Here is a 22,228-nt window from a genome sequence, read left to right as displayed (position 1 = left end):
ATCACGAGAGCCCGTCATACGAAGTCGAACACCGGCGGGATGACGACGACCGCCACGGCCGCCCACAGGCCGAAGATCGGCAGGTAACGCGTCTGCCACCGTTCGACGGTGCTGAACCCGGTACGGCCGCGGAGGAATCCGACGAGCAGCCGCGCCGACCACGTCAGGTTCACCAGGAGCAACAGGTTGAGGCCGAGCGCGGTCACCTTGTTGGGCGTCGCGCCGAACTCCGCGATGCGGGTGAGCATGGCCACCAACATCAGCACGTCGACGGCGAGGGCGCTCACCACGAGGACGAGTTGCAGGCGGTCGAACAGGTCCGGTGGCGACTGCGGGTCGCGCGCCGACGTCGCGTACAGCAGCAGGCCGAGCACCAGCACGAGGATGAGGTCCATCAGGATCAGCAGGTTGCGGTCGACGCCCACGACGCTGCCGGACGCCGCGAACGCCACGAGCAGCACCAGCAGCATGACGATGGTCAGCGGGGTGAACACCCGCGTCAGTACGGGGGCGATGTTCTCCACCACGTTCTGTTTGGCTTCCACCAGCCACGCCGCCACGACGACGGCACCGGCCACGCCGAACGGCATCACCCAGCTCTCGATCACCCACTCGACATCCATGCCCAGCGCGTCGAAGGCACCGACGGTCAGGCCGACGAGGACACCGCCACCGATTCCGAGCAGCGCGAGGTAGATCACCCACTCGCCGGTGAACCGGATGAAATCCATGCGCCTGCGGTCGGATCGCCATCGTCCTCCGGTGTAGGCCGCCCCGACGACGAACCAGGACACGATCGGCGCGTGGATCACCGCGATGACCTCCGTCGCCCCCTCGGGCGCGAAGGGGTAGGCGTTGAGCACGGCGGCCGCGACGACGTAGGGCACCGCGAGCGTGGCGATGTCCCGCGGCGGCATCCGGCGCTTCCACGCGAAGTATCCGGTGAGGAAGGGAAGGACGAACAGCGAGGCGTTGCGGGCGAAGCCGCGGTCGCCGAGCACCGCCCAGCCGGCCTTCACGGCCACCGCGGCGCCGACGGCGAGCGCGAGGACGACGAGCAGTTCGTTCGTCGTTCGCCGGCCTGCCCCATCCGTCGTGCCGGTCGGCAGGACCAGTTGCTTCCATAGCCGCTCGGAGTGTTCGCGCGCGAACTCACGGGACACCCCGCCCATGTTTCCCATCCGCTTGACGGCGACCAGGAAGGCTTCGTCGGCCGAGAGCCCCGCCGCGGCGAGATCGGAGATCTGGCTGCGCAGGTGGTCTTCCATCTCGTCGGCGTCGTTGGGCGAGATCGCCTGGTGGCGTTCGACGTAACCGCGCCACTTGCCGATCTGGGCCTCGAGCGGTGCGTCGACCATCACGACCATCCCTCGGCGACCGGCGGCTGGAGGTTGCGCCACACCTGATCCAGCGCATCGACGGCCACGCTCCACTGACTGCGGCGTTCGGCCAGCATCTGCCTACCCGCGTCGGTGATGGCGTAGTGCTTGCGCCGACGCCCGCTGTCGGAGACGCCCCACGACGCCGACACGTAGCCGAGCCGCTCGAGCCGGTGCAGCAGCGGGTACAGCATGCCGTCGGTCCACTGCATCTGCCCGCCCGACAGGTCGTGGACGCGCTTGATGATCGCGTACCCGTAGGACTCGCCCTCGGCGAGGATGCCGAGTACCAGTGGCGTCGCCGTCGCCGCGACGAGGTCCTTGTCGATATACATAGCACCGCTACCCTAGCGCTTCTAGGTATGCGGTGGTCAGGTTTCGGACAACGTCCTGGTGCCGTCGTCCCCGCGCCGGGTGAGCCGCTGCGCATCGAGCGCTTCCAACAGCGGCACCGCGACCCGACGCGTCGTCCCCAACGCGCGTTTCGCCTCGGCCACGGTGAACGGCTGCGGGATCTCCCGCAGGATCCCCGCGGCCCGCTCCAACGCGTCGCGTCCCAGCACCACACCGTCGGCGATCCGGACCAGCCGGCCTGCCCGGACCGCCGCCGCCAACTCGCTTGTGCCCAGCCGTAATCGGGTCAGCGTGTCGGCATCGGGCGCCTGGAACGGCGCGGCGGTGAGCAGCTCCTCCACCGCACGCACCGCCTCGTCGACGCGCGCGGGCAGCGCCGTCCCCGGCGCACCGACCCGGCCGTCGGCGACCCGCAGATCAGCGTCGGCGAGCAGCGGCGCGACCAGTTCGGCCGCAGGCAACCCCACCTCCTGACGAAGCGTCTCCAGCGGCATCCCCGCCGCCACCTCGTGGTCGGCCGTCCACCGGCGCACCGCGTTCACCGCCCGCTCGCGCCGCTGCGCCCACCACGAGGGGTCGACCACCCACGCCCCGATCCGCACACCGGTCGCGGCGAACCCCATCGCCCGCAGCTCCGACGCGCGCACACACACCGGCGGCGACACCCGGCCCGCGGCCAGTTCGGCGCCCCGCTCGCGCGCCGCACCCCGTCGGCGCAGCGCGGGCGGGCGCACGTCGAGCACCTCGACCCCGGCGGTGATGCGGTGCTGCCCCGGATCCCGCAGCAGGCCGACGTCGCCGATCCGCAGCGGCAGCGGACGCGCCAACCGCAGCCGCGCGGCGGTGCCGAGTGGCCGCACGTGCACCGGCACCGCGGCGGACCCGATGTGCAGCACCAGTTGTCGGTTGAGATCGCCTGCCGCCCGCAGCGCCACGTCGACCTCGTCGGTGTCGAGCCAGGCCCCCGGCGTGCGCAGGGCGTCGCCGCGGCCGATGTCCTTGCGGTCGATCCCGCGCAGGTTCACCGCCACCCGCGCGACCGGTTCGACGGCCTCGCGAGACGTCCCCAGCGACTGCAGTCCCCGCACCGTCACCCGCCGCCCGGCATGCTCGAGTTCGTCACCCACCCGCAGCGTCCCCGCGGCGAGCGTGCCGGTGACGACCGTGCCCGCGCCGCGCACGGTGAACGACCGGTCGACCCACAGCCGGACGTCGGCCGCGGTGTCCGGCGCGGGCAGCCGATCGACGAGCCGCACCAACCCGGTGCGCACCCCATCGAGATCCGTGCTGAGGGCGACCGGCGGATCGGCCATCCCGGTGGCGGCGAACGCCTCCCGCGCCTGTTCGATGGCGGGCGTCGCGTCGGCGAGGTCAGCCTTGGTGACCACCAGCAGCGCGTGCCGCACCCCGAGTGCGTCGAGCGCGTCGAGGTGCTCCTGCGACTGCGGCATCCAGCCCTCGGTGGCGGCCACGATGAACATCACCGCCGCGACGGGCCCGACCCCGGCGAGCATGTTGCCGACGAACCGCTCGTGCCCGGGGACGTCGACGAACGCCACCTGGTGGCCGTCGATCTCGGTCCAGGCGAAGCCGAGGTCGATGGTCAGGCCGCGGCGCTGCTCCTCGGCGAGCCGGTCGGGCCACATCCCCGTGAGGCGGTGCACCAGCGTCGACTTGCCGTGGTCGACGTGCCCGGCGGTCGCGACTACATACATGCGCTGACGGCCGCCAGCAGGCGCGGATCGTCGTCGGGATCGACCGTGCGCAGGTCGAGGATGCAGCGGCCGGCCTCGACGCGCCCGACCACCGGCGGTGTCCCCGCGCGTAGAGGTCCGGCCAACTCGGCGGGCAGGCTGATCCCGGCACTGGGCAGCGTGACCTCCGGGGCGCCGCCGCCACCGACCGCCGCCTCGCAGTCGACGGCCCGCGCATCGGGCAGCTGCGCGGCGAGCCGCTGCGCGCGTTCGCGCAGACCCGCCACGTCGGCGGTCAGCGCCCGCTCGACCGGGACCGGCGGACCGACCAGCGTCGCCTCGAGTGCGGCCAGCGTCAGCTTGTCGACGCGCAGCGCCCGCGCCGACGGATGCCTGCGGAGCCGTTCGACCAGCTCGGCGGTGCCGAACAGCAGCCCGGCCTGCGGCCCACCGAGAAGCTTGTCGCCGCTGGCGGTGACGAGGTCGGCGCCCTGGCGCAGTGCGGTCGTGGCGTCGGGTTCGTCGGGTAGCACCGGGTGCGGGGTCAGCAGCCCCGAACCGATGTCGACGACCAGCGGCGCGTCGAGCCCGGCCAGCTCGGCGATGCCGACCGTCTTGGTGAATCCGCTGACGACGTAGTTCGACGGATGCACCTTGAGCACGAATCCGGTGTCCGGACCGATCGCGTCGGCGTAGTCGCGCAGGTGAGTGCGGTTGGTGGTGCCGACCTCGCGGATGCGCGCACCCGTCGATGCGAGGAGTTCGGGGATGCGGAACCCGTCGCCGATCTCGATGAGTTCGCCTCGGCTGACGACGATCTCCCTGCCGGGCGCCAGGGTGAGCGCGGTCAGCAGTAGCGCGGCGGCGTTGTTGTTGACCACGTGCACCGCGGCGGCGGTGGGCACGGCCGCGGCGAGTGCGGCGAGCGCGCCACGGCCCCGCCGGGCGCGCTGGCCCGTCGCGAGATCGAACTCGACGTCGGTGGCGCCGCTGGCGGTGACGACGGCGTCGACGGCCGCCTGCGACAGCGGGGCGCGGCCGAGGTTGGTGTGGACGACGACGCCGGTCGCGTTGATCACCGGCCGCAGGCTCACCGCGGCGGCCGGCAGCGCGGCCACCGCCTGGTCGGCGACCTGTTCGGGTGCGATGTCCCCGGCGCGCGCCCGCTCCTGGGCGGCGGCGATGACCGACTTGACCAGGGTGCGGCCCAACGTGCGTTCGGCCTCGGCCAGCCGAGGGTCGGTGAGCAGCGCGTCGGTGTGGGGGACGCGGCGGCGCGGGTCGGTCACGCCGCACCCCGTTGGTGATTTGGGTGTAGCCGGTTGCGGTCAGCGCAACCAACTACACCGAAATCACGGGAAACATGGCGGAGGCGGACGGGAATCGAACCCGCCAACGACAGATCCTGCCGTTCGACGATTTTGAAGATCGCGCCGGTCACCAGACCGAATACGCCTCCCTGGACCACCGCCCCATCATGGCAGGCACCATGGTGGGCATGACCTCCGACGTGACCTACCGTCTGACGCAGTTCGCCCACGGCGGCGGCTGTGCGTGCAAGATCCCGCCGGGCGAACTCGAGGACGTCGTGCGCGGGCTGACCGCGGCGACACCGCGGGATCCGGTGGGCGAACTGCTGGTCGGACTCGACGACGGCGACGTCGCCGCCGCCGTCCGCATCGCCGGGGACACCGCGCTGATCGCGACGACGGACTTCTTCACCCCGGTCGTCGACGACCCCTACGACTGGGGCCGGATCGCGGCGGCCAACGCGCTGTCGGACGTGTACGCGATGGGCGGCCGGCCCGTGGTGGCGGTCAACCTGCTGGGGTGGCCGCGCGACGTGCTGCCGTTCGAACTGGCCGCCGAGACCCTGCGCGGCGGCCTCGACGTGTGCACCGAAGCGGGCTGCCACCTGGCCGGCGGGCACAGCGTCGACGACCCCGAACCGAAGTACGGTCTGGCGGTGACGGGGATCGCCGACCCGAACCGCCTGCTGCGCAACGACGCCGGAAAGGCGGGCACCCCGCTGACGTTGACGAAACCGCTGGGCATCGGTGTCCTCAACAGCAGGCACAAGGCCACCGGTGAGCGGTCGGAGGAGGCGATCGCGGTGATGACGACGCTCAACGCACAGGCCGCGGTGGCGGCGCTCGAGGCCGGTGCCGAATGTGCCACCGACGTCACCGGTTTCGGGTTGCTCGGCCATCTCTACAAACTCGCGAGGGCCAGCGGTGTCACCGCGGTGGTCGATGCGGCGGCGGTGCCCTACATCGCCGGGGCGCGCGACGCGCTCGCCGCGGGCCACGTCAGCGGCGGCACCCGGCGCAACCTGGAATGGGTTGCCCCGCATGCGGATTTGTCCGCAGTGTCCGAGGACGAGGCGCTGCTGCTGGCCGACGCCCAGACCTCCGGCGGCCTGCTGATCGCGGGGGAGATCCCCGGCGCACCCGTCATCGGCGAACTCGTGCCACGCGGTGAACACACCATCGTGGTGCGCTGAGGAGAGGACCCATGACCACACCCGATACACCCGTCGGCACGCTGGCGTCGATCTCGGTCGACTGCCCGGACCCCGATGCGCTCGCCCCGTTCTACCGCGGTCTGCTCGGCCTGCAGGAGTTCTTCGCCACACCCGACCGCGGTGTCATCGCACTCGCGGGCGCCGGACCGATGGTCACGCTGATGCGCGTCGACAGCTATGAGCCGCCGACGTGGCCAGATGGTCCGCAGCGTCAGCAGATGCACTTCGATGTCGCGGTCGACGATCTGGACGCCGCGGTGGCCGCGGCGGTGGCGTTGGGCGCGACGGAGGCTTCGGCCCAACCCGGTGCGGCCTGGCGTGTGCTGCTCGACCCGGTCGGACATCCGTTCTGCCTGACGACCGTTCGGCCCTGATCACCGCTTCGCGCGTAGGGCAAGGGTTTCCGCGCCGCGGACCGCTTCGGTGACGCTGGCGTTGTGGATCAGCACGTCGTCCATGACCGCCGTGGTCACCGCACGGGTCGCGAGCAGCGGGCCCACCCACCACGGGGCGGTGACCTGTGCGGCGCGCCGTTCGATCCCCGAGAGCACGGCCGCTGCGGCGTCCTCGGTGCTCATCGGCTTGGTGATGAATCCCGGTGCGGCGCCGCGGATCGCCGCGGCGTGTTCGTCGGCGAACGCGTCGGCGGTCAGATCGGTGTCGATGAAGCCGAGGTAGGCGATGCCCGAGGTGGCGCCGTGCTGGGCGAGCTCCACCCGCAGCGCGCGGGAGAGTTGTTCCACCCCGGCCTTGCTGATCGCGTACGGCGCGGCCAGCACACCGTTGAAGAACGCGTAGATGGACCCGACGAACGCGATGTGTCCGCGGGCGGCCAGCACGGCGGGTAGCGTGGCGCGGGCGGTGCGCCACTGCCCGAGCAGGTCCACTTCGACGGTGTGCTCGAAGGTCTCGGGATCGATGGTCGCCACCGACTCGGACGGCGGTGCGATCCCGGCGTTGGCCACGACGACGTCGATCCCGCCGAAGGTCTGGACCGCGCCGTCGGCCGCGCGCCGCAGTGCGTCGAAATCGGTGACGTCGGCCTCGAATGCGGCTGCGCCGTCGCCCAGTTCAGCCGCGAGGTCCTGCAGTGGGGGCAGCCGACGCCCGACCAGGGCCACCCGCGCACCGCGTGCATACGCCTGCCGGGCGATCTCGGCGCCGAGGCCGCGGGCCGCGCCGGTGACGAAGACGACACGGCCGTCGAGGGCGAGATGTGGCGGCGCGCCGAACATCCCGCCGACGAAAGGAAGGGAGCGGCCCAACCGCAGGACGCTTCGGCCGGCCAACCGTACCGCGTCGTCGATCAACGAATCCTGACCTGATAACTGAGATATGAGGGCGCCGCGGGCACCCACGCGGACTTCTTGGGCGCCCGGCGCGGCAGCAGCGCCGTCACCGCACGGAACAGCCACGGACGAGGCATCGGTGTGCTCATCGACGGGTCCCTTCGGTCGGTTCGGTGCGCGCTGGGAGATCTTGAATTACCCGCGAGGCCGCCGGGCAAACCCCCGGACATCTCGATTCGGCCTCGTCGGTGGCACACAGCGGTTACGGTCGGTCGCGATGAAGACACGACACCCCGGGGTCGTCGGGCGGGCACGTGACCTGCGCGATCTGGTGCGGGAGCATGCCGAGGACAGTGAACGGTTGCGCACGCTGTGCCCCGAGATCGTGGACGGGATGTGGGCCTGCGGGTTGATGACCGCGTTCAACCCGGTCCCGGCGGGCGGGGTGGAACCCACGTTCGCCGAGATGATCGAGACGTGGATCGAAATGGCCTGGCAGGACGGATCATTCGGCTGGGTCGGGATCGCGAACCTGCCGTCGTCGTTCGCCGCGGCCTGCTATCTGCCCGACGCCGGTTTCGCCGAGGTGTTCACCGCGCACGACAACCAGGTCACGATGGGGGGACAGTTCTTCCCGAACGGGCAAGGCGTGGCGACCGCGGGCGGCTACCGGTTGAGCGGGGCATGGAGCTTCGGTTCGGGCACCGGTCACGCGCAGTACGTCGCGGCGGGATTCCTGCCGATGGACGCCGGTGAGATCCGCTGGGCCGGTGACGGAGTGCCCGATATGCAGGTGGCGGTGCTGCCGCGCGAGGAGGTCACGTTCACCGACGGGTGGTTCGTGCAGGGGCTCAAGGGCACCGGCTCCTACGACTACCGCGTCGACGACGTGTTCGTCCCCGCCGAGCGGACCTTCCCGCTGTTCAGCCGGACCCCGCACCGCGGCGGGTCGCCTGCCACCCGGATGGGCCTGATGCCCGTCACCGCCGCCGGACACGCGGCGTGGGCGCTCGGCGTCGCCAAGAGCATGCTCGATGACGTCGGCGAACTCGCCGCGACGAAGTTCCGGATGAGCGATATGGCGTCGCTCGCCAGCCGGCCCACCTTCCAGAAGGGGCTGGCCCACCACACTGCGGCGTGGCGGGCCGCGCGGCTGCTGGTACTCGACGCGTTCACCACCGCCGAGGCCGCCGTCTCAGCCGGTGAGGACCTCACCCCGACGCTGCGCGCGGACATGCGGGTGGCTGCGGTCTTCGCCACCGACACCGCCCGCGCCTGCGCGGAGTGGGCGCATCTGGTCGCGGGCACCGACGCGATCCGCGAGGGCCGCCGCCTCGAGCGGGCGTTCCGCGACATCTACACCGGCACCCAGCACGCGTTCATCAGCGAGAAGGTTGCCATCGACGCGGCGCAGATCTGGCTGGGGCTCATCGAGGACCAGCCCGGGCTGTAGGTCAGGCCAGGTCGTCGTCCGGAACGCCGGGCAGCTCGCTGTGCCGGACCTGGTTCCCGCCCGCGCGTTTGGCCTCGTACATCGCGGTGTCGGCGGCGGTGATCGCCTCGTCGATCCCGGCGCGCCATCCGGTGACACGCAGCCGCATCAACGGCACGCTCGCCGTCCCGACACTCGCCGTCAGCGGTGCGGCGGCTCTCTCGATCCCCGCGAGCAGCCGCAGCCCCAGCTGCGCCGGGCTGGTCGATTGCGAGACGGTCGCGACGACGAACTCCTCACCGCCGGTGCGGCCGACGAGTGCGTCGGCGTCGGCGCTGCGGGACAGGGCCCGGCCGACGGCGATCAACGCCCGGTCGCCGGCGGCGTGCCCCTGGGTGTCGTTGAGGTTCTTGAACCGGTCGAGGTCGATCACCGCCACCAGCAGGTGACGGTCGGCGGACGCGGTGTCGGCCAGCAGACCGGACAGCCGCTGATAGAACGCCCGCCGGGTCAGCAGCCCGGTCAGCGGATCCCATTCCGACCGCACCACGTCGGCGCCGAGCGCGTGCACGATCGTCTGCACGCCGAACGGGATGACCGCGTTGAGCACCACGACGAACCAGAAGATCGCGACAGCACCGACGATGTGCCCGCTGTTCGCCAGGCGCACCGCACCGATCGCGGCCGTCACCACGGCCACGCAGAAGATGTACACCGTGTAGCGGGAGGTGTGCATGAACGCCACGTAGGCGGCCGGGGTCACGAACCCGAAACACGCCACCAGCGCGACCAACGGATACGACTGCGACAGACAGATCGCGGCGACACACACCGTCGCGATCAGCGACACCGCCAGCGACTGGACCCGGGTGGGCCAGCGCTGGACGTACGGGATCATCGTCGCCCAGCCCGCGATGCCCGCGGCGCACGACACCACGACACCGAACGTCGACCGGGGCCCGAAGTCGCTGAACACCAACAGGATCGGCACCAGTGCCAGGGACCCGACCATGGCGGCCAGCAGGATCCGGGCAGCGGCCATCATGCCGCGGCTGTGCAGGTAGCCCGTCAACCAGTCGAAGTGATCGGGCAGCTGCCACCACCGCCGCACCCAGCTCATGCGCGACGCCACAGGTCGATTCTCCACGGACCGGCAACTCGCGGTGGTCATGCGGCCGGATCGAGCAGGAACTCGGCGAGCACCTCGGCCATCTCCGGAATCGCGCGCCGGGTGATCACCTCGTAGCCGTGCGTGCTCAGCGTCGGCAGACACAACAGCCCGGCCCGTGGGGTGAGCCCGTTGGCCTTGGCGTGCGAGGCGTCGGATTCGAACGCGCCGAGCACGGCGGCCTGCGGGGACAGCCCGCGGTCATCGGCGATCGCCATCAACCGGTCGGCGACGTCCTTGTCGTAGACGCACATCGCGTCGCTGTAGCCGACGATCAGTCCGCCGCCGCAGGTGGTGCCGTACTCGGCCTCGGTCGGGCCGACCTCCAACGCGAGAGTGAGTTCCCCCGGCAGGGTGCGGCTGGCGTAGGACCCGCCGACGCCCCCGATCTCCTCGGCCGTGGTGAAGACGAGGTAGACGTCGCCGGCCGGGCGCCGACCGGATTCGTGCAGCAGACGGGCGGAGTCGAGCAGCGCGACGCACGCCGCGCGGTCGTCCATGAAGTAGCCGCCCAGGTAGTCGCCGAACTCGAACAGGTTCCGCTTGCTGCGGTCGACGCAGACCCGAGTGCCGGGACGCACGCCCGCGGCCGTCAACTCGTCCGCTGACCGTCCGGTGAACACGTAGACGTGCAGCCAGTCGAGCGCTTGATCGCCCTGATCGGGTTTGGTCTCCCAGATCCGCTGGCTCTCCTTGGTGGTGTGCTCCGAACCCAGGGTGAGCACACCGCTCAGGGTCTCCCGGTCGCCGAGCAGCGCCACCGGGCCGAGCCCGAAGTTGCCCGGATACATGGTGCCGAGGGGGGTGAGGTGCACGGTGCCGTCCGGCTCGACGCGTTTGACGAGCATGGAGAGTTCGTCGAGGTGCGCCATCACCCGCGTGCCCGCGGTGTCGCCGGTGTCGCCGCGGACGACGCCGACGAGGTTTCCGGCCTCGTCGACCCAGTGTTCGTCGACGAAGGGTTCCAGTTCGCGGCGGCAGATGTCGCGCACCGCGGCCTCCTGACCGCACGGTCCGTACGTCGTCAGGAGTTCCTGCAGCAGCTCACGACGCAATTCGCTCACTGGTGTCCTCTACCCCGATGCGCGCCATTCCACCGTGGGATGTGAGGAGGTCACTTCTGGATGGCGGGCAGACCCACCCGCAGCGCGATCTCCTGTTTGATGCCGATGTCGGTGACCACGTCGAGCGGCGTGACATCTCCGGGCGCGCTCTGGAACTCCAACCGCGCCACCGCGGGACCCTCGGTGAACAGCAGGGTGGTGATCTCCTTGCTGCCGTCCGGGGACAGCCCCGCGACCACGGTTCCGTTGTTACCGACCCGCGAGGGCGCGGGCTCGCCGCCGGTGACGGTGTTGCCGATCGCGTGCATGCTGGCCTCCAGCGCCGCGGCGGCAGCGGCCTCGTCCGGCAGGATCGAGATCGTCACGCCGAGCGCGCGGGTATCCGCCTCGTTGACGTAGAGCGCCGAAACCCCTTTGCCCCCGCGCCGGTTGGGCACCGTCGAGCGCGCGACGAAGGTGTCGTAGGCGGAGTTGATGTCGCCCGGTTCGATGAGCAGCCTCGCGTAGTCGACGACGGGTGCGCTGGTGTTCTCCTTCGGCGCCGACGTCTGGCTGGTGCTGCTCGACTCCGGGGTCGGCAGGCCGGGGGCCTCCGTCGCCGCGGGGGTGTCGCCGGGGGTGCACGCGCTCAGTCCGATGGCCAGCACGGCCGCCCCCACGGTCGCTGCGACCGAAGCCGACGATTTCGCGAAGACCGACGTGGTGGTGAACCTGCTGACCATGGAAACCGCCGCTGCCCCAATCGAATACGACGACCGCTGAGGGCCGTGAAGGAAAAAGAAATATAGTGGACAGAGTGTCCACTAACGAAGGTACACGGACCCCGTCGGAGCTGGCAAACACCGCAGCGCAACCCCCGCGACGGGGCCGCCCGCGCAACGTCGAGCTGCGCGACGCGGTGCTGCGGGCGGCGACCGAACTGGCACTCGCGGGCGGCACCGGAGCCATCAGCATCGACGCGATCGCCCGGCGCGCGGTGGTCAGCCGCACCACGATCTACAAGTGGTGGCCGTCGGTGGCGGCCATCGTCCTCGAGGGTCTGCTGGCCGCGACGCGGACCTCGATCGTGCCGCCCGCCGGCAGCGACACCAGGGGTGCGCTCGACCATCAGCTGCGCGCGCTCAACGGCCTCCTGTCCGACCCCACCACCGGCCCGCTGTTCCGCAGCGTGATCGCCTCGGCCGACCGCAATACCGACGTCGCGGCCGCGCTGCTCGACCAGTGGCTGCTGCCGCGCCGCGCCGCGGTCACCGCGGTATTGCTGCGCGGCATCGCCGCCGGGGAACTGCGGTCCGGCCTCGACATCGACGTCACCGTCGACGCGCTGTTCTCCCCGGCCTACTACCGGCTCGTGTTCGGCCTGCCGCCGCTGGACGAGACCGCGCTCACCCAGCTGCTCGACATGGTGTGGCGCGGCTGCACCCGCTGATCAGCCGCGTCGCGGGCTCCGGACCGCGCCGAGCACCAGCCCGACGAACGGGATCGCCGCCAGCACCGCGCTCAGCGTCGTGCTGCCGCCGGTCACCAGGGTGAAGTTGCTGAGCACCAGATACATGCTGGCCGTCAGTCCGGCACACGCGATCACCGGCGCGATCCGCGTCTGCCACGGCCGCCCGGCCGCGTGGTCGCGGTGACGGGCGAAGTACACGAGCACCGCCACCGACGTGGTCAGCATCAACAGCACCATCCCGACGGTGGCCACCCCGGCCATCGAACCGAAGACGCCGACGAGCGGGTCCACCCCGAGCACCGCGAGCACGGCGACGATCACGACGGCCGTCACCGTCTGCACGATCGACGAGAACGCCGGTGAGTGGTGCCGCGCGTGCACCGCGCCGAGGCGGCGCGGCAGCAGGCCCTTGCCCGCGAGCGCGAACTGGTAGCGGGCGATCACGTTGTGGAACGACAGCACGCAGGCGAACAGGCTGGTCAGCAGCAGGACGTTGACGATGTCGCGGCCGATGCGGCCCAGCTTGTCGTCGGTGGTGTCGAGCAGCATGTTGCCCTCGCCGTCGAGTGTGCGCTCGGCGACCTCGACCACCTGGTCCGGGCCGATCGCGACGACGAACGCCCAGCAGGTCACCGCGTAGAAGCCGCCGATGATGAGCACCGCGGCGTAGGTCGCCCGCGGGATCGTGCGCTCGGGGTCGCGGGCCTCGTCGCGGAACACCGCGGTCGCCTCGAAGCCGATGAACCCGGTCAGCGCGAAGAGGACCGCGATGCCGAGGGCGCCCTGGGTGAACGTGGACGGCGCGAACGAGGTCAGCGTCAGCCCCGCGGGGCCCGGATCGGCGACGATCACCAGGTCGAGCACCACCACGATGCCGATCTCCAGCGCGAGCGCGACGCCGAGGACCTTCGCGCTCAGGTCGATGTGCCGGTAGCCCAGCACCGCGACGATCGCGAGCGTGGCGAACGCGTACACCGGCCAGGGGATCTCGGGGCCGCCGTAGAACCGGACGGTGTCGCCGATGGCCCAGCCGATGTAGCCGTAGATGCCGACCTGGATCGCGGTGTAGGCGATCAGCGCGACGGCGGCGATCCCGGTGCCCGGCCGTCGGCCGAGCCCGAGGGTGACGTAGGAGAAGAAGGCGCCCGCCTCGGGTACGTACGGCGTCATCGCCACGAACCCGATGCTGAACATCAGGAGCACCAGCGAGGCGATCACGAAGCCGAGCGGGGCGCCCGCCCCGTTGCCGATGCCGATCGCCAGCGGCATGTTGCCGCCGATCACGGTCAGCGGGGCGGCGGCAGCGACCACCATGAACACGACCGCGACAGGGCCGAGCCTGCCTTCGAGGCGCCGCGCCTCCGCGGCGGGGGTGACGTCGGTGCTCATGAGATCTCCCTGGTGAGGACGGCCTGGCGGAACAGGGTGTGGTCGATGGCGTGGGCGGTGCGGCCGTCGCGGCCGGTGACGGTGGTGGCGGCGACGACGGCGTTGACGATCGCCTCCTCGGTGGCCTCGATGGTGAGGTCGAACAGCCGCGTCATGAGCTGCGGCGCGACCATCCGCAGGTCGATCTCCGGCCGGTCGGTGCCGGTGTCCTCGTCCCACGAGTAGGGCGGGATGCCGCGGTTGCCGGTCGAGAAGGCCAGCATGAGGTCGCCGCTGTACTGCTCGCCGCTGCCACCGACCCGGGCCACCGCCAGGGCGGCGCGCTGTGCGAGCCGGCTGCACTGGTGCGGCAGCAGCGGTGCGTCGGTGGCGACGATGACGATGATCGACCCGGAACCACGCTCGTAGGCCTTGGGCATGTCGGGCAGGGCGACGACGTCGGGGCCGATGAGCTCGCCGACGGGGACGCCGTTGACCCGGAACCGTTCGCGACGGCCGTGGTTGGCCTGGACCAGGACGCCGACGGTGTAGCTGCCCGCGGCGGTCTCGGTGACCCGCGAGGACGTGCCGATCCCGCCCTTGAACTCGTGACAGATCATGCCGCTGCCGCCGCCGACGGCGCCCTCGGCGACCGGGCCGCTGTCCGCGGCGGCCAGGGCGGCGTGGACGTGTTCGGCGCGTACGTGGTGACCGTTGATGTCGTTGAGGACCCCGTCGTAGGTCTCGCCGACCACGGGCAGGGACCAGTACAGCCCGTCGCCGCGCGCGCGGACCTGTTCGTCGACCAGGGCGTCGCGTACGACGCCGACGCTGTGGGTGTTGGTCAGCCCGATCGCCGACGTCAGCTCGCCGGTCTCGCGGATCCACTCCAGCCCGGTCATCTCGCCGCTGCCGTTGAGCCGGTGGGCGCCGGCGAAGACCGGTTCGGTCCAGATGTCGTCGTGCGGGACGACGACGGTCACGCCGGTGTGCACGGCCGGGGGGCCGTCCCGGTGCAGGGTGGTGTGCCCGACCCGCACGCCCGCTACGTCGGTGATGGCGTTGTGCGGACCGGTGGGGTGTTCACCGATCACGACGCCGAGGTCGCGGGTGCGCATGACGCCTCCGGGAAGTCGTTAGTTTTTTTCCTGTCCGGAAAATAATGCGGCCGGGGCGGCGGATGCGCAAGAGGAAGGTTCGGATCGCCGACGGTACGGTTGGTGCACGCATCGCCCGGAGGAGAGCAGTGGCACGTCCCAGCAGGAAGGCCGAGCGCCGCGAGGAGATCCTCGACGCCACGATCGCGCTCATCGAACGCCACGACCTGGCGACCCTGCGGATCACCGACGTGGCTGCCGAACTGGGGTTGACCGCCAACGCGGTGCGCTACTACTTCAAGGAGATGGACCAGCTGCTGGCCGAGCTGGCGCTGCGCTCGGACACCCGCTTCTACGACGAGCGTCTTGCCGTCGTCGAGGCCACCGATGAGGCCGCCGCCCAACTCGCGCTGACCATCGCCGCAGGCCTGCCGACCGGTCCCGAGGATGCGGAATGGCGGTCGATCTGGCGGGCGGTGCTGGCCGCGGGTTTCGAACTCGACCAGCGCCGCGACGTCGCGGAGATCTATCACCGGCAGGTCGGCCTCTACGTCCGCATCCTCACCGACGGGGAACGCGCCGGGGCGTTCCGGCTCGGCTCACCGGCCGCCGACATCGCGATGACGCTGATGGCGATGGAGGACTACCTCGGCTACCGCATCGTCGCGCGCGATCCGCAGATGAGCCGCGACACCGCGCTGCGGCTGATGCGCCAGTACGCCGAACTGGCCACCGGCGCACAGCTTCCGGACACCGTCTGACCCGATTCGCCGGTCACGCGCAGCGCACCGACCTACAGTCGAACCATGACGCACCCGATGCGACGGCTGCTCGTCGCGGCGCTGTCGGTGGCCGCATTCACCGCGGCACCCGTGGCCGTCACCACGATCGTGACGCCCGCGGTCGGGTCGGCCTGTCTGCCCGGCGAGACCGGGGTCACCAACGGCTGCGCGCCGTTCTGCCTGCCGGGCCGCTACCTCGACACCACCACCGGGCTGTGCCTGCCGGTGCCGCCCCCGCCGCCGCCGGGCCCGATGTCGCACCCCTGACTCTCCGCCCCTCGGGCGCCTGGGTGACGATTAGGGCGTGTATGACGAGGTCGCCCACTCCTACGGCCCTGACTCCCACGACTCCGACGAGGCGGGTACGCGTATCGATCCGGTACTCGCGCGTAGCTGGCTGCTGGTCAACGGCGCGCACAACGACCGGTTCGCCGCCGCGGCCCGCTCGCGTGCGGACATCGTCGTCCTCGACATCGAGGACGCGGTCGCGCCGAAGGACAAAGAGACCGCCCGCGACAACGTCGTGCGCTGGCTGGGCGCGGGCAACGCCGACTGGGTGCGGATCAACGGGTTCGGCACGCCGTGGTGGGCCGACGACCTCGCCGCGCTCGGGGGGACCTCGGTCGGCGGGGTGATGCTGGCGATGGCCGAATCCGTCGACCATGTGACCGAGACCGCCAAACGACTGCCCGGGGTGCCGATCGTCGCGCTGGTGGAGACCGCCCGCGGACTGGAACGCATCACCGAGATCGCCGCCGCGAAGGGCACCTTCCGGTTGGCGTTCGGCATCGGCGACTTCCGCCGTGATACCGGCTTCGGCGACAACCCCGCCACGCTGGCCTACGCGCGGTCCCGGTTCACCATCGCCGCCAAGGCCGCGCATCTGCCCAGTGCGATCGACGGACCGACCATCGGCTCGAGTGCGCTCAAACTGATCGAGGCGACGGCGGTGTCCACGGAGTTCGGCATGACCGGCAAGATCTGCCTGAGCCCCGATCAGTGTGCCGTGGTCAACGAGGGACTGTCCCCGTCGAAGGACGAGATCGCCTGGGCCAAGGAATTCTTCGCCGAGTTCGAACGCGACGGGGGAGAGATCCGCAACGGGTCCGACCTGCCCCGCATCGCGCGGGCGAACAAGATCCTCGACCTCGCCCGCGCTTACGGCATCGAGGCCACCGAGTTCGAGGACGAGCCGGTGCACATGCCCGCCCCGTCGGACACGTACCACTACTGAGAAGAATTTCGCGCAGGTTGCGTTTAGGTCACAGACGATCGTGGTAGCCGCCGGCATGTTGCTCGAACGTAAGAAATTCGCGCCGGCGCTCGCCGCCGGCTTCTCCGCGCTCGCGTTCTTCGCCGTCGCCGCCCCGTTGGGCAGCACCACCGTCACCTACACCGCGGGCGGCCCGCCCGGCTGCGTCGACCCATACGGCACCGGATGCGGCGCCGTCCCGCCACCGCCACCTGCACCCGCGCCGGGCGTGTACGTCCCGCCCGCGCCGGGTGTGGCCGGTGCGGTGCCCGGCGGACCCGGCGGTGTCGCCGGACCGCAGGGTGCCGCGGGCGCCATCCCGGGTGGTCCAGGCGGCGTGGCCGGTCCGCAGGGTGCTGCGGGCGCCATCCCGGGTGGTCCAGGCGGCGTGGCCGGTCCGCAGGGTGCTGCGGGTGCGATCCCGGGTGGTCCGGGCGGTGCGGCCGGTCCGCAGGGCGCGACCGGCGCCATCCCCGGCGGTCCCGCCGGTACGGCCGGACCCGGCGGTGCGGCCGGGTGCATCCCGGGCGTCGGCTGCGGGGCGGTACCGGCTCCCTGAGCCGGCTCAGGTGCCGCAGAACGTGCGGTACCTGCCGAACTCCTCCGGAGCGGGTTCGGCATAGCGCGCCAGACCGGGCCGTTCGTCGAACGGCCCGGTCACCGCGTCGAGCAGCCGCTGGACCGGGGTGAGGTCGCCCGCGGACGCGGCGGTCAACGCCTCCTCGACGAGGTGATTACGGGGGATGTAGACGGGGTTGACCCGGTCCATCGCCTCGGGGTCGGGATGCAGTGCGCGCCAACGGTTCAGCCACGCGTCGATCCCTGCGAGGTCGACGAACGCGCCGCGCACCGGTTCGGCGTCGCCGCGCGCGGCCCGGCCCAGGTCGCGGAAGAACGTGGTGTAGTCGATGTGGTTGTCGCGCAACAGGTTCGGAAGATCCTCGAGCAGGGGCGCCACCTCGGCGTCGCCGGCCGCGGTCAGGCCCAGCTTGGTCTGCAGCCCCGTGGAGAACGCGGCCTCGAACTGGGCGCCGAACCCACCCAGCGCATCCTGGGCGATGCCGACCGCGCGGTCGAGGTCCGCGTCGAAGAACGGCAGCAGCGTCTCGGCGAAGCGGGCGAGGTTCCAGCCCGCGATCGCGGGCTGGTTCCCGTACGCGTAACGGCCCCACATGTCGATGGAGCTGAACACCGTCTCCGGGTCGTAGACGTCCATGAACGCGCACGGCCCGTAGTCGATGGTCTCCCCGGAGATCGTCATGTTGTCGGTGTTCATCACGCCGTGCACGAATCCGACCAGCATCCACCGGGCGATCAGCTGCGCCTGGGCGGACACCACGGCCTCGAACAGGCCGAGGTACGGGTTGTCGGCGGCCGCGGCCTGCGGATGGTGGCGGGCGATGGCGTGGTCGGCCAGTCGACGCAGCAGATCCCGGTCTCCTGAGGTTGCGGCGTACTGGAAGCTGCCGACGCGCAGGTGACTGGCCGCGACGCGGGTGAGGACGGCGCCGTCGAGCACGGTCTCCCGCTGCACCGGGCGGCCCGTCGCGACCACGGCCAGCGACCGCGTGGTGGGGATGCCGAGTGCGTACATCGCCTCGCTGACGATGTACTCGCGCAGCATCGGCCCGACCGCGGCCAGCCCGTCACCGGCCCGGGCGAACGGGGTGTGGCCCGAACCCTTGAGGTGCAGATCCCGCAGCCGGCCGTCGGCGTCGACGACTTCGCCGAGCAGCAGCGCCCTGCCGTCGCCCAACCGCGGCGCGAACCCGCCGAACTGGTGCCCGGCATACGCCTGGGCCACCGGAGTGGCGCCGCTGGGAACCGAATTGCCGACCAGCAGACGCACCCCGTCGGGGGTGCGCAGCCAATCGGCGTCCAGCCCGAGTTCCGCGGCCAACGGCTCGTTGAGCACGAGCAGTCGCGGATCCGGGGCTTCCTCGGCCCTCCAGCGGACCGCCATTTCCGGCAACTCCGTGGCGAAGCGGTCGTCGAGGCGCAGATTGGTCGGGGGTGAGGCAGTCACCTCATCCAGACTACGGAGCGGCCCGTTATGTCTTGTCCGGGTCGATCGCGTCCTTGAGCTTGCCCATCATGCCCTTCTCGGTGCCGAACGACGGGGTCCGCGGCTCACCCATCGAACCGTCGTAGGTGACGTAGAGCTTCGGGTCCGGCGGCGGACCGGACTGACGGTCGCCGAGCGGCTGCGGATCGGCCAGGAACTTGCCCGTGTGCCTGCCGTCGGGCAGCGGTCCGTTGACCCAGCGGCCCTTGTCGGCGTCGGCGCCGTCGGAGAGGTGCCACAGCGTGCTGGCGTGCTCTTCGTACTCCTCGTCGAACAGATCGTTCGGTGCCACGACGCCCTCCAGCCCGTCGGCCTGCAACTCCTCGATCGCGGCCAGCCACATGTTCTGGTGGTAGGTGTCGCGGGCGAGGTTGAACTTCAGCATCGCCTTGACGCCCGGATCGTCGGTCATGTGCCACAGCCGTGCGGTCTGCACGCGGCCCTGGGCCTCGGCGTTCACGTTGGCATAGAAGTCGGCGAGCAGATTGCCCGACGCCACAACGAATTTCCCGTTCCAAGCCTGCCCCTGGCTGTCCGACAGCGTCGGCGCCCCACCGGAGATGATGGCCTGCTGCGGGTCCATTCCGCCCATCACCGCGGCCACCACCGGATCGCCGAGCGCGTTCTCGGTGGCGTCGGTGGCGGGTGCGCTCTCGAGCAGACGGGCGATCATCGTCGCGATCATCTCGACGTGACCGATCTCCTCGGTCGCGACGTCCATGATCAGGTCCTTGTACTTGCCCTTCATGCGACAGTTCCAGCCCTGCATGAGGTACTGCATCGTCACGGTCATCTCGCCGAAGGCACCGCCGAGCAGTTCCTGGAGCTTGCGGGCGTAGACCGGATCCGGCTTTTCGGGCTTGACGTCGAATTGCATGTAATCGGTATGACGGAACATGAGTTCTCCACTGTTGAATTCAGCGGCCGCCGCAACGACCACCCCGACCGCCGCACGCTCCTGTACGGCAACCGACGCGGTACCCCGGGTAAGGGTGGGCAAACGCTGCAATCGCGATGTTTGGAGAGGCGTTTGCGGGGCACTGGTTCGGCCACGGAGAGGAGTACTCATGTCGACATTGCTTGCCGATCAGAATCTCGCTCAGCTCGGTGGGCCGTACAGCGTGCTCACCCGCCAGAAGCGGGACCACATCGAGCTGGACCGGTTGCTGCACCGGATCGACGCGACGACCGGAGACGAGCGGCAGGACTATCTGAACGAGCTGTGCCGACTGGTGTTCCCGCACGCGTTCGCCGAGGAGGCGGTGCTGTGGCCGGCGATCCGCAAGATGGTGCCCGGCGGGGAACCGCTCACCCTCGAGATCGAACAGGAGCACCAGGAGATCAACGAACTGTTCACCGAACTGGAGAAGGCGACGGTGGACGGGGCCCGGCACCGTGATCTGTGGCGGCGCATCGAAACGCTTCTGCGGGAAGACGTTCGGGACGAGGAGGACCGGCTGCTGCCGATGCTGCAGGAGTCCGTCGACCGGCGCACCCTCATCCGGCTGGGCTGGGCGTGGGAGGCGGTGCGACGGACGGCGCCGACGCGTCCGCACCCGGTCGTGGCGCGCCGCCCACCGGGCAACGCGGTCGCGGCGGCCCCGCTGACCTTCCTCGACCGCGCCCGCGATCACCTCGACCGCGGGGCCCGGCACTCCTCGGGCAGGCAGCGCACCGTGTTGAGCACCGTGAGCTCCGGCCTGGCCAAGGTCGCAGGCGTCGTCGAGCACGTGCCGCCGCTGACCCGCGGTGAGGATCCCAGCACGCACAGTCCGCGCACGGCCGAGAAAGGTTGAGCCGTAGGCCTATTCGGGAGCGGCGTCGCCCTGGTCCTCGGCGTCGCGGACACCTTCGGGCGGAGGCGTCGAGTACCCGGGGCTGGCGCTGGGCACCTGCCCTTCGGGGGTGCCCCCGAGTTGGGCGCTGTGCTGGGTCGGCTCGTCTTGCGTCGGCTCCGGTGAGCTCATCGAATCCTCCTCGAACGGTCGGGTGAACCACAGGACTACCCAACGCGTTCGGCGGGAAACCGGCTTGAGCGTCGCGCCGGATGGGAACACTGACCGCGATGTCGTCAACGCAGCAGCGCCACGAGCGCGTCATCGTCGTGGGTGCGGGCCCGTGCGGGCTGGCCATCGCGCGCCAACTCCGCCACGAACAGCGGATCGATCCGCTGATCCTCGACCGGGCGTCGGCGCCCGCGTCCACCTGGCGGGCGCGCTACGACGGGTTCCGCCTCAACACCTGCGGCTATTGGTCGCATCTGCCGGGACAGCCCATCCCGCGCCGCTACGGCCGTTGGCCGCGCCGCGACGACATGATCGACTACTTCGACAGTTACGTTCGCCGACAACGGCTTCGGCTCGCCCTCGGGGTCGCGGTCACCCGGATCGACCGTGATGACGACCGGTGGTTGATCACGACCGACGGTGACGCGTACACCGCCGATGCCGTACTGATCGCGACCGGGAACTACCACACGCCCGCACTGCCCGCCTGGCCCGGAATGGACGGCTACACAGGCGAACTGCTGCATTCGGCGGACTACCGCAACCCGTGGCCGTACGCCGGCCGCGACGTGCTGGTGGTCGGGGTGGGCAACTCCGCGGTGGACATCGCGCTGCAGCTGAGCGACGACGTCGCCACCCGTGTCCGGCTCGCGGTGCGCACCCCGCCGCATCTGGTGCCGCGGTCGGCCGCGGGTATCCCGGTCGACGCGTTCAGCCCGGCGTTCAGCAAGCTGCCGGTCCCGGTGCTCGACCGTGCCGCCGCGGTGGTGAGCCGGGTGTGGTTCGGCGACCTGCGCTCGGTGGGTCTGCCTGCGCCGCGGCAGGGCATCTACCGGGCGCTGCTCGACGACGGCAGCGTCCCCACGCTGGGTGACGAGTTGGTGCCCCGGATCAAGGCGGGCCGGGTAGGAGTCGTCGCGGCGGTGGAGTCGTTCGACGTCGACGCCGTGGTGCTCGAGGACGGCAGCAGGATCCATCCCGACGTGGTGATCGGCGCGACCGGCTACCGGCACGGACTGGAACCGCTGGTGGGCCATCTCGGGGTGCTGGAGGAGGACGGGGCGCCGGTGGTCAACGGGCTGCCGAGCGCCGCGCCGGGGCTGTGGTTCGCCGGCTACGACGAACCGTTGATCGGGCCGCTGCAGTCGTTCCGGTTGCAGGCGGGGCCGATCGCCAGGGCCATCGCTGGGTTCCTCGGCCGAACGTGAGCTCGTGCGCGAGAATTCGCGCTTGGGTTCAAGGCGTCTATGCAACAGCGGGTGGATTGAGTGGGTCGCACAGTAGTGCGTCGAGTGTTTCGGCGG

General features: G+C 70.9%; 25 protein-coding genes and 1 tRNA gene. 11 read left to right on the top strand and 15 right to left on the bottom strand.

Annotation, left to right across the window (positions count from 1 at the left end; all coding sequences use genetic code 11):
• Positions 1–14: 14 nt before the first annotated feature.
• From AU194_RS18715 to AU194_RS18695, 5 genes are all read right to left on the bottom strand, one after another.
• On the bottom strand, positions 15–1,367 hold the full coding sequence (locus AU194_RS18715) for a permease prefix domain 1-containing protein (protein WP_059090752.1): 1,353 nt from the start codon (positions 1,365–1,367) through the stop codon (positions 15–17).
• Positions 1,358–1,714, bottom strand: coding sequence for a PadR family transcriptional regulator (locus AU194_RS18710; protein WP_059090751.1), 357 nt, complete (start codon positions 1,712–1,714; stop codon positions 1,358–1,360). Before AU194_RS18710 ends, AU194_RS18715 begins: the two co-directional genes overlap by 10 nt.
• 36 nt (positions 1,715–1,750) lie before the next feature.
• Positions 1,751–3,448, bottom strand: coding sequence for a selenocysteine-specific translation elongation factor (locus tag AU194_RS18705; RefSeq protein ID WP_059090750.1), 1,698 nt, complete (start codon positions 3,446–3,448; stop codon positions 1,751–1,753).
• On the bottom strand, positions 3,439–4,716 hold the full coding sequence (selA, locus tag AU194_RS18700) for an L-seryl-tRNA(Sec) selenium transferase (RefSeq protein ID WP_059090749.1): 1,278 nt from the start codon (positions 4,714–4,716) through the stop codon (positions 3,439–3,441). Before selA ends, AU194_RS18705 begins: the two co-directional genes overlap by 10 nt.
• 75 nt (positions 4,717–4,791) lie before the next feature.
• Positions 4,792–4,886: transfer RNA gene (locus AU194_RS18695), tRNA-Sec, on the bottom strand.
• Positions 4,887–4,925: 39 nt separating this feature from the next.
• Here AU194_RS18695 and selD point away from each other — a divergent pair.
• On the top strand, positions 4,926–5,930 hold the full coding sequence (gene selD, locus AU194_RS18690; protein ID WP_082698711.1) for a selenide, water dikinase SelD: 1,005 nt from the start codon (positions 4,926–4,928) through the stop codon (positions 5,928–5,930).
• 11 nt (positions 5,931–5,941) lie between these two features.
• Positions 5,942–6,325, top strand: coding sequence for a VOC family protein (locus tag AU194_RS18685; RefSeq protein WP_059090748.1), 384 nt, complete (start codon positions 5,942–5,944; stop codon positions 6,323–6,325).
• On the opposite strand, the gene AU194_RS18680 is transcribed toward AU194_RS18685, so the two are convergent.
• Together AU194_RS18680 and AU194_RS32875 are read right to left on the bottom strand one after the other, a co-directional pair.
• Positions 6,326–7,261, bottom strand: coding sequence for an SDR family oxidoreductase (locus AU194_RS18680; protein ID WP_231743470.1), 936 nt, complete (start codon positions 7,259–7,261; stop codon positions 6,326–6,328).
• Positions 7,258–7,389, bottom strand: a complete 132-nt coding sequence (locus tag AU194_RS32875) for a hypothetical protein (RefSeq protein WP_255374841.1) — start codon at positions 7,387–7,389, stop codon at positions 7,258–7,260. Before AU194_RS32875 ends, AU194_RS18680 begins: the two co-directional genes overlap by 4 nt.
• A 128-nt stretch (positions 7,390–7,517) precedes the next feature.
• On the opposite strand from AU194_RS32875, the gene AU194_RS18675 reads away from it, so the two are divergent.
• Positions 7,518–8,693: an acyl-CoA dehydrogenase family protein gene (locus tag AU194_RS18675; protein ID WP_059090746.1), complete on the top strand. Its 1,176-nt coding sequence runs from the start codon at positions 7,518–7,520 to the stop codon at positions 8,691–8,693.
• Position 8,694: 1 nt separating this feature from the next.
• Here AU194_RS18675 and AU194_RS18670 read toward each other — a convergent pair whose 3' ends face one another.
• The 3 genes from AU194_RS18670 to AU194_RS18660 are packed head-to-tail and all read right to left on the bottom strand — an operon-like array spanning position 8,695 to position 11,551.
• Entirely contained in the window at positions 8,695–9,804 is a 1,110-nt protein-coding gene (locus AU194_RS18670) for a GGDEF domain-containing protein (RefSeq protein ID WP_231743468.1), read from the bottom strand.
• Positions 9,805–9,839: 35 nt separating this feature from the next.
• The gene (locus AU194_RS18665; RefSeq protein WP_059090744.1) at positions 9,840–10,904 is read right to left on the bottom strand and encodes a M42 family metallopeptidase; all 1,065 of its coding nucleotides are present in this window, start codon (positions 10,902–10,904) and stop codon (positions 9,840–9,842) included.
• Between the two features lie 50 nt (positions 10,905–10,954).
• Complete coding sequence (locus AU194_RS18660) at positions 10,955–11,551, bottom strand: hypothetical protein (RefSeq protein ID WP_059090802.1); 597 nt, start codon at positions 11,549–11,551, stop codon at positions 10,955–10,957.
• On the opposite strand from AU194_RS18660, the gene AU194_RS32870 reads away from it, so the two are divergent.
• Together AU194_RS32870 and AU194_RS18655 are read left to right on the top strand one after the other, a co-directional pair.
• The gene (locus AU194_RS32870) at positions 11,541–11,666 is read left to right on the top strand and encodes a hypothetical protein (RefSeq protein WP_255374840.1); all 126 of its coding nucleotides are present in this window, start codon (positions 11,541–11,543) and stop codon (positions 11,664–11,666) included. The two genes, AU194_RS18660 and AU194_RS32870, sit on opposite strands and share 11 nt — an antisense overlap.
• A gap of 34 nt (positions 11,667–11,700) precedes the next feature.
• Entirely contained in the window at positions 11,701–12,333 is a 633-nt protein-coding gene (locus AU194_RS18655; protein ID WP_369804161.1) for a TetR/AcrR family transcriptional regulator, read from the top strand.
• Here AU194_RS18655 and AU194_RS18650 read toward each other — a convergent pair whose 3' ends face one another.
• A complete protein-coding gene (locus AU194_RS18650; RefSeq protein ID WP_059090742.1) occupies positions 12,334–13,743 on the bottom strand; it encodes an APC family permease in 1,410 nt (469 codons plus the stop codon).
• On the bottom strand, positions 13,740–14,840 hold the full coding sequence (locus AU194_RS18645; RefSeq protein WP_059090741.1) for a P1 family peptidase: 1,101 nt from the start codon (positions 14,838–14,840) through the stop codon (positions 13,740–13,742). The genes AU194_RS18650 and AU194_RS18645 overlap by 4 nt, the downstream gene beginning before the upstream one ends.
• Before the next feature lie 128 nt (positions 14,841–14,968).
• Here AU194_RS18645 and AU194_RS18640 point away from each other — a divergent pair, with 128 nt between their 5' ends.
• Genes AU194_RS18640 through AU194_RS18625 form a run of 4 tightly spaced genes read left to right on the top strand, consistent with a single transcriptional unit; the run spans position 14,969 to position 17,412 of the window.
• Positions 14,969–15,580 (top strand): TetR/AcrR family transcriptional regulator, encoded by a 612-nt coding sequence (locus AU194_RS18640; RefSeq protein ID WP_231743466.1) that lies wholly within the window; start codon positions 14,969–14,971, stop codon positions 15,578–15,580.
• 45 nt (positions 15,581–15,625) lie between these two features.
• Positions 15,626–15,868: a hypothetical protein gene (locus tag AU194_RS18635; protein ID WP_059090740.1), complete on the top strand. Its 243-nt coding sequence runs from the start codon at positions 15,626–15,628 to the stop codon at positions 15,866–15,868.
• 37 nt (positions 15,869–15,905) lie between these two features.
• Positions 15,906–16,835 (top strand): CoA ester lyase, encoded by a 930-nt coding sequence (locus tag AU194_RS18630; RefSeq protein ID WP_059090739.1) that lies wholly within the window; start codon positions 15,906–15,908, stop codon positions 16,833–16,835.
• A gap of 55 nt (positions 16,836–16,890) precedes the next feature.
• Positions 16,891–17,412, top strand: coding sequence for a hypothetical protein (locus tag AU194_RS18625; protein ID WP_059090738.1), 522 nt, complete (start codon positions 16,891–16,893; stop codon positions 17,410–17,412).
• 6 nt (positions 17,413–17,418) lie between these two features.
• Here the strand turns inward: AU194_RS18625 and AU194_RS18620 are convergent, their stop codons facing one another.
• Both AU194_RS18620 and AU194_RS18615 read right to left on the bottom strand, forming a co-directional pair.
• A complete protein-coding gene (locus tag AU194_RS18620; protein WP_231743473.1) occupies positions 17,419–18,816 on the bottom strand; it encodes a protein adenylyltransferase SelO in 1,398 nt (465 codons plus the stop codon).
• Positions 18,817–18,904: 88 nt separating this feature from the next.
• Positions 18,905–19,816 (bottom strand): manganese catalase family protein, encoded by a 912-nt coding sequence (locus AU194_RS18615; RefSeq protein ID WP_059090800.1) that lies wholly within the window; start codon positions 19,814–19,816, stop codon positions 18,905–18,907.
• 169 nt (positions 19,817–19,985) lie between these two features.
• Between AU194_RS18615 and AU194_RS18610 the strand changes: the two genes are divergently transcribed.
• Positions 19,986–20,714 carry a hemerythrin domain-containing protein gene (locus AU194_RS18610; RefSeq protein WP_059090736.1) on the top strand — a complete coding sequence of 243 codons (729 nt, stop codon included), beginning with the start codon at positions 19,986–19,988 and terminating at the stop codon, positions 20,712–20,714.
• 9 nt (positions 20,715–20,723) lie between these two features.
• Here the strand turns inward: AU194_RS18610 and AU194_RS31880 are convergent, their stop codons facing one another.
• Entirely contained in the window at positions 20,724–20,885 is a 162-nt protein-coding gene (locus AU194_RS31880) for a hypothetical protein (RefSeq protein ID WP_157576222.1), read from the bottom strand.
• 98 nt (positions 20,886–20,983) lie between these two features.
• On the opposite strand from AU194_RS31880, the gene AU194_RS18600 reads away from it, so the two are divergent.
• A complete protein-coding gene (locus AU194_RS18600) occupies positions 20,984–22,132 on the top strand; it encodes an NAD(P)/FAD-dependent oxidoreductase (RefSeq protein WP_059090799.1) in 1,149 nt (382 codons plus the stop codon).
• Positions 22,133–22,228: the final 96 nt, after the last annotated feature.

It is taken from the genome of Mycobacterium sp. GA-2829, from assembly GCF_001499965.1.
Lineage (GTDB): Bacteria > Actinomycetota > Actinomycetes > Mycobacteriales > Mycobacteriaceae > Mycobacterium.
This window is presented reverse-complemented; position numbering and strand designations above follow the sequence as displayed.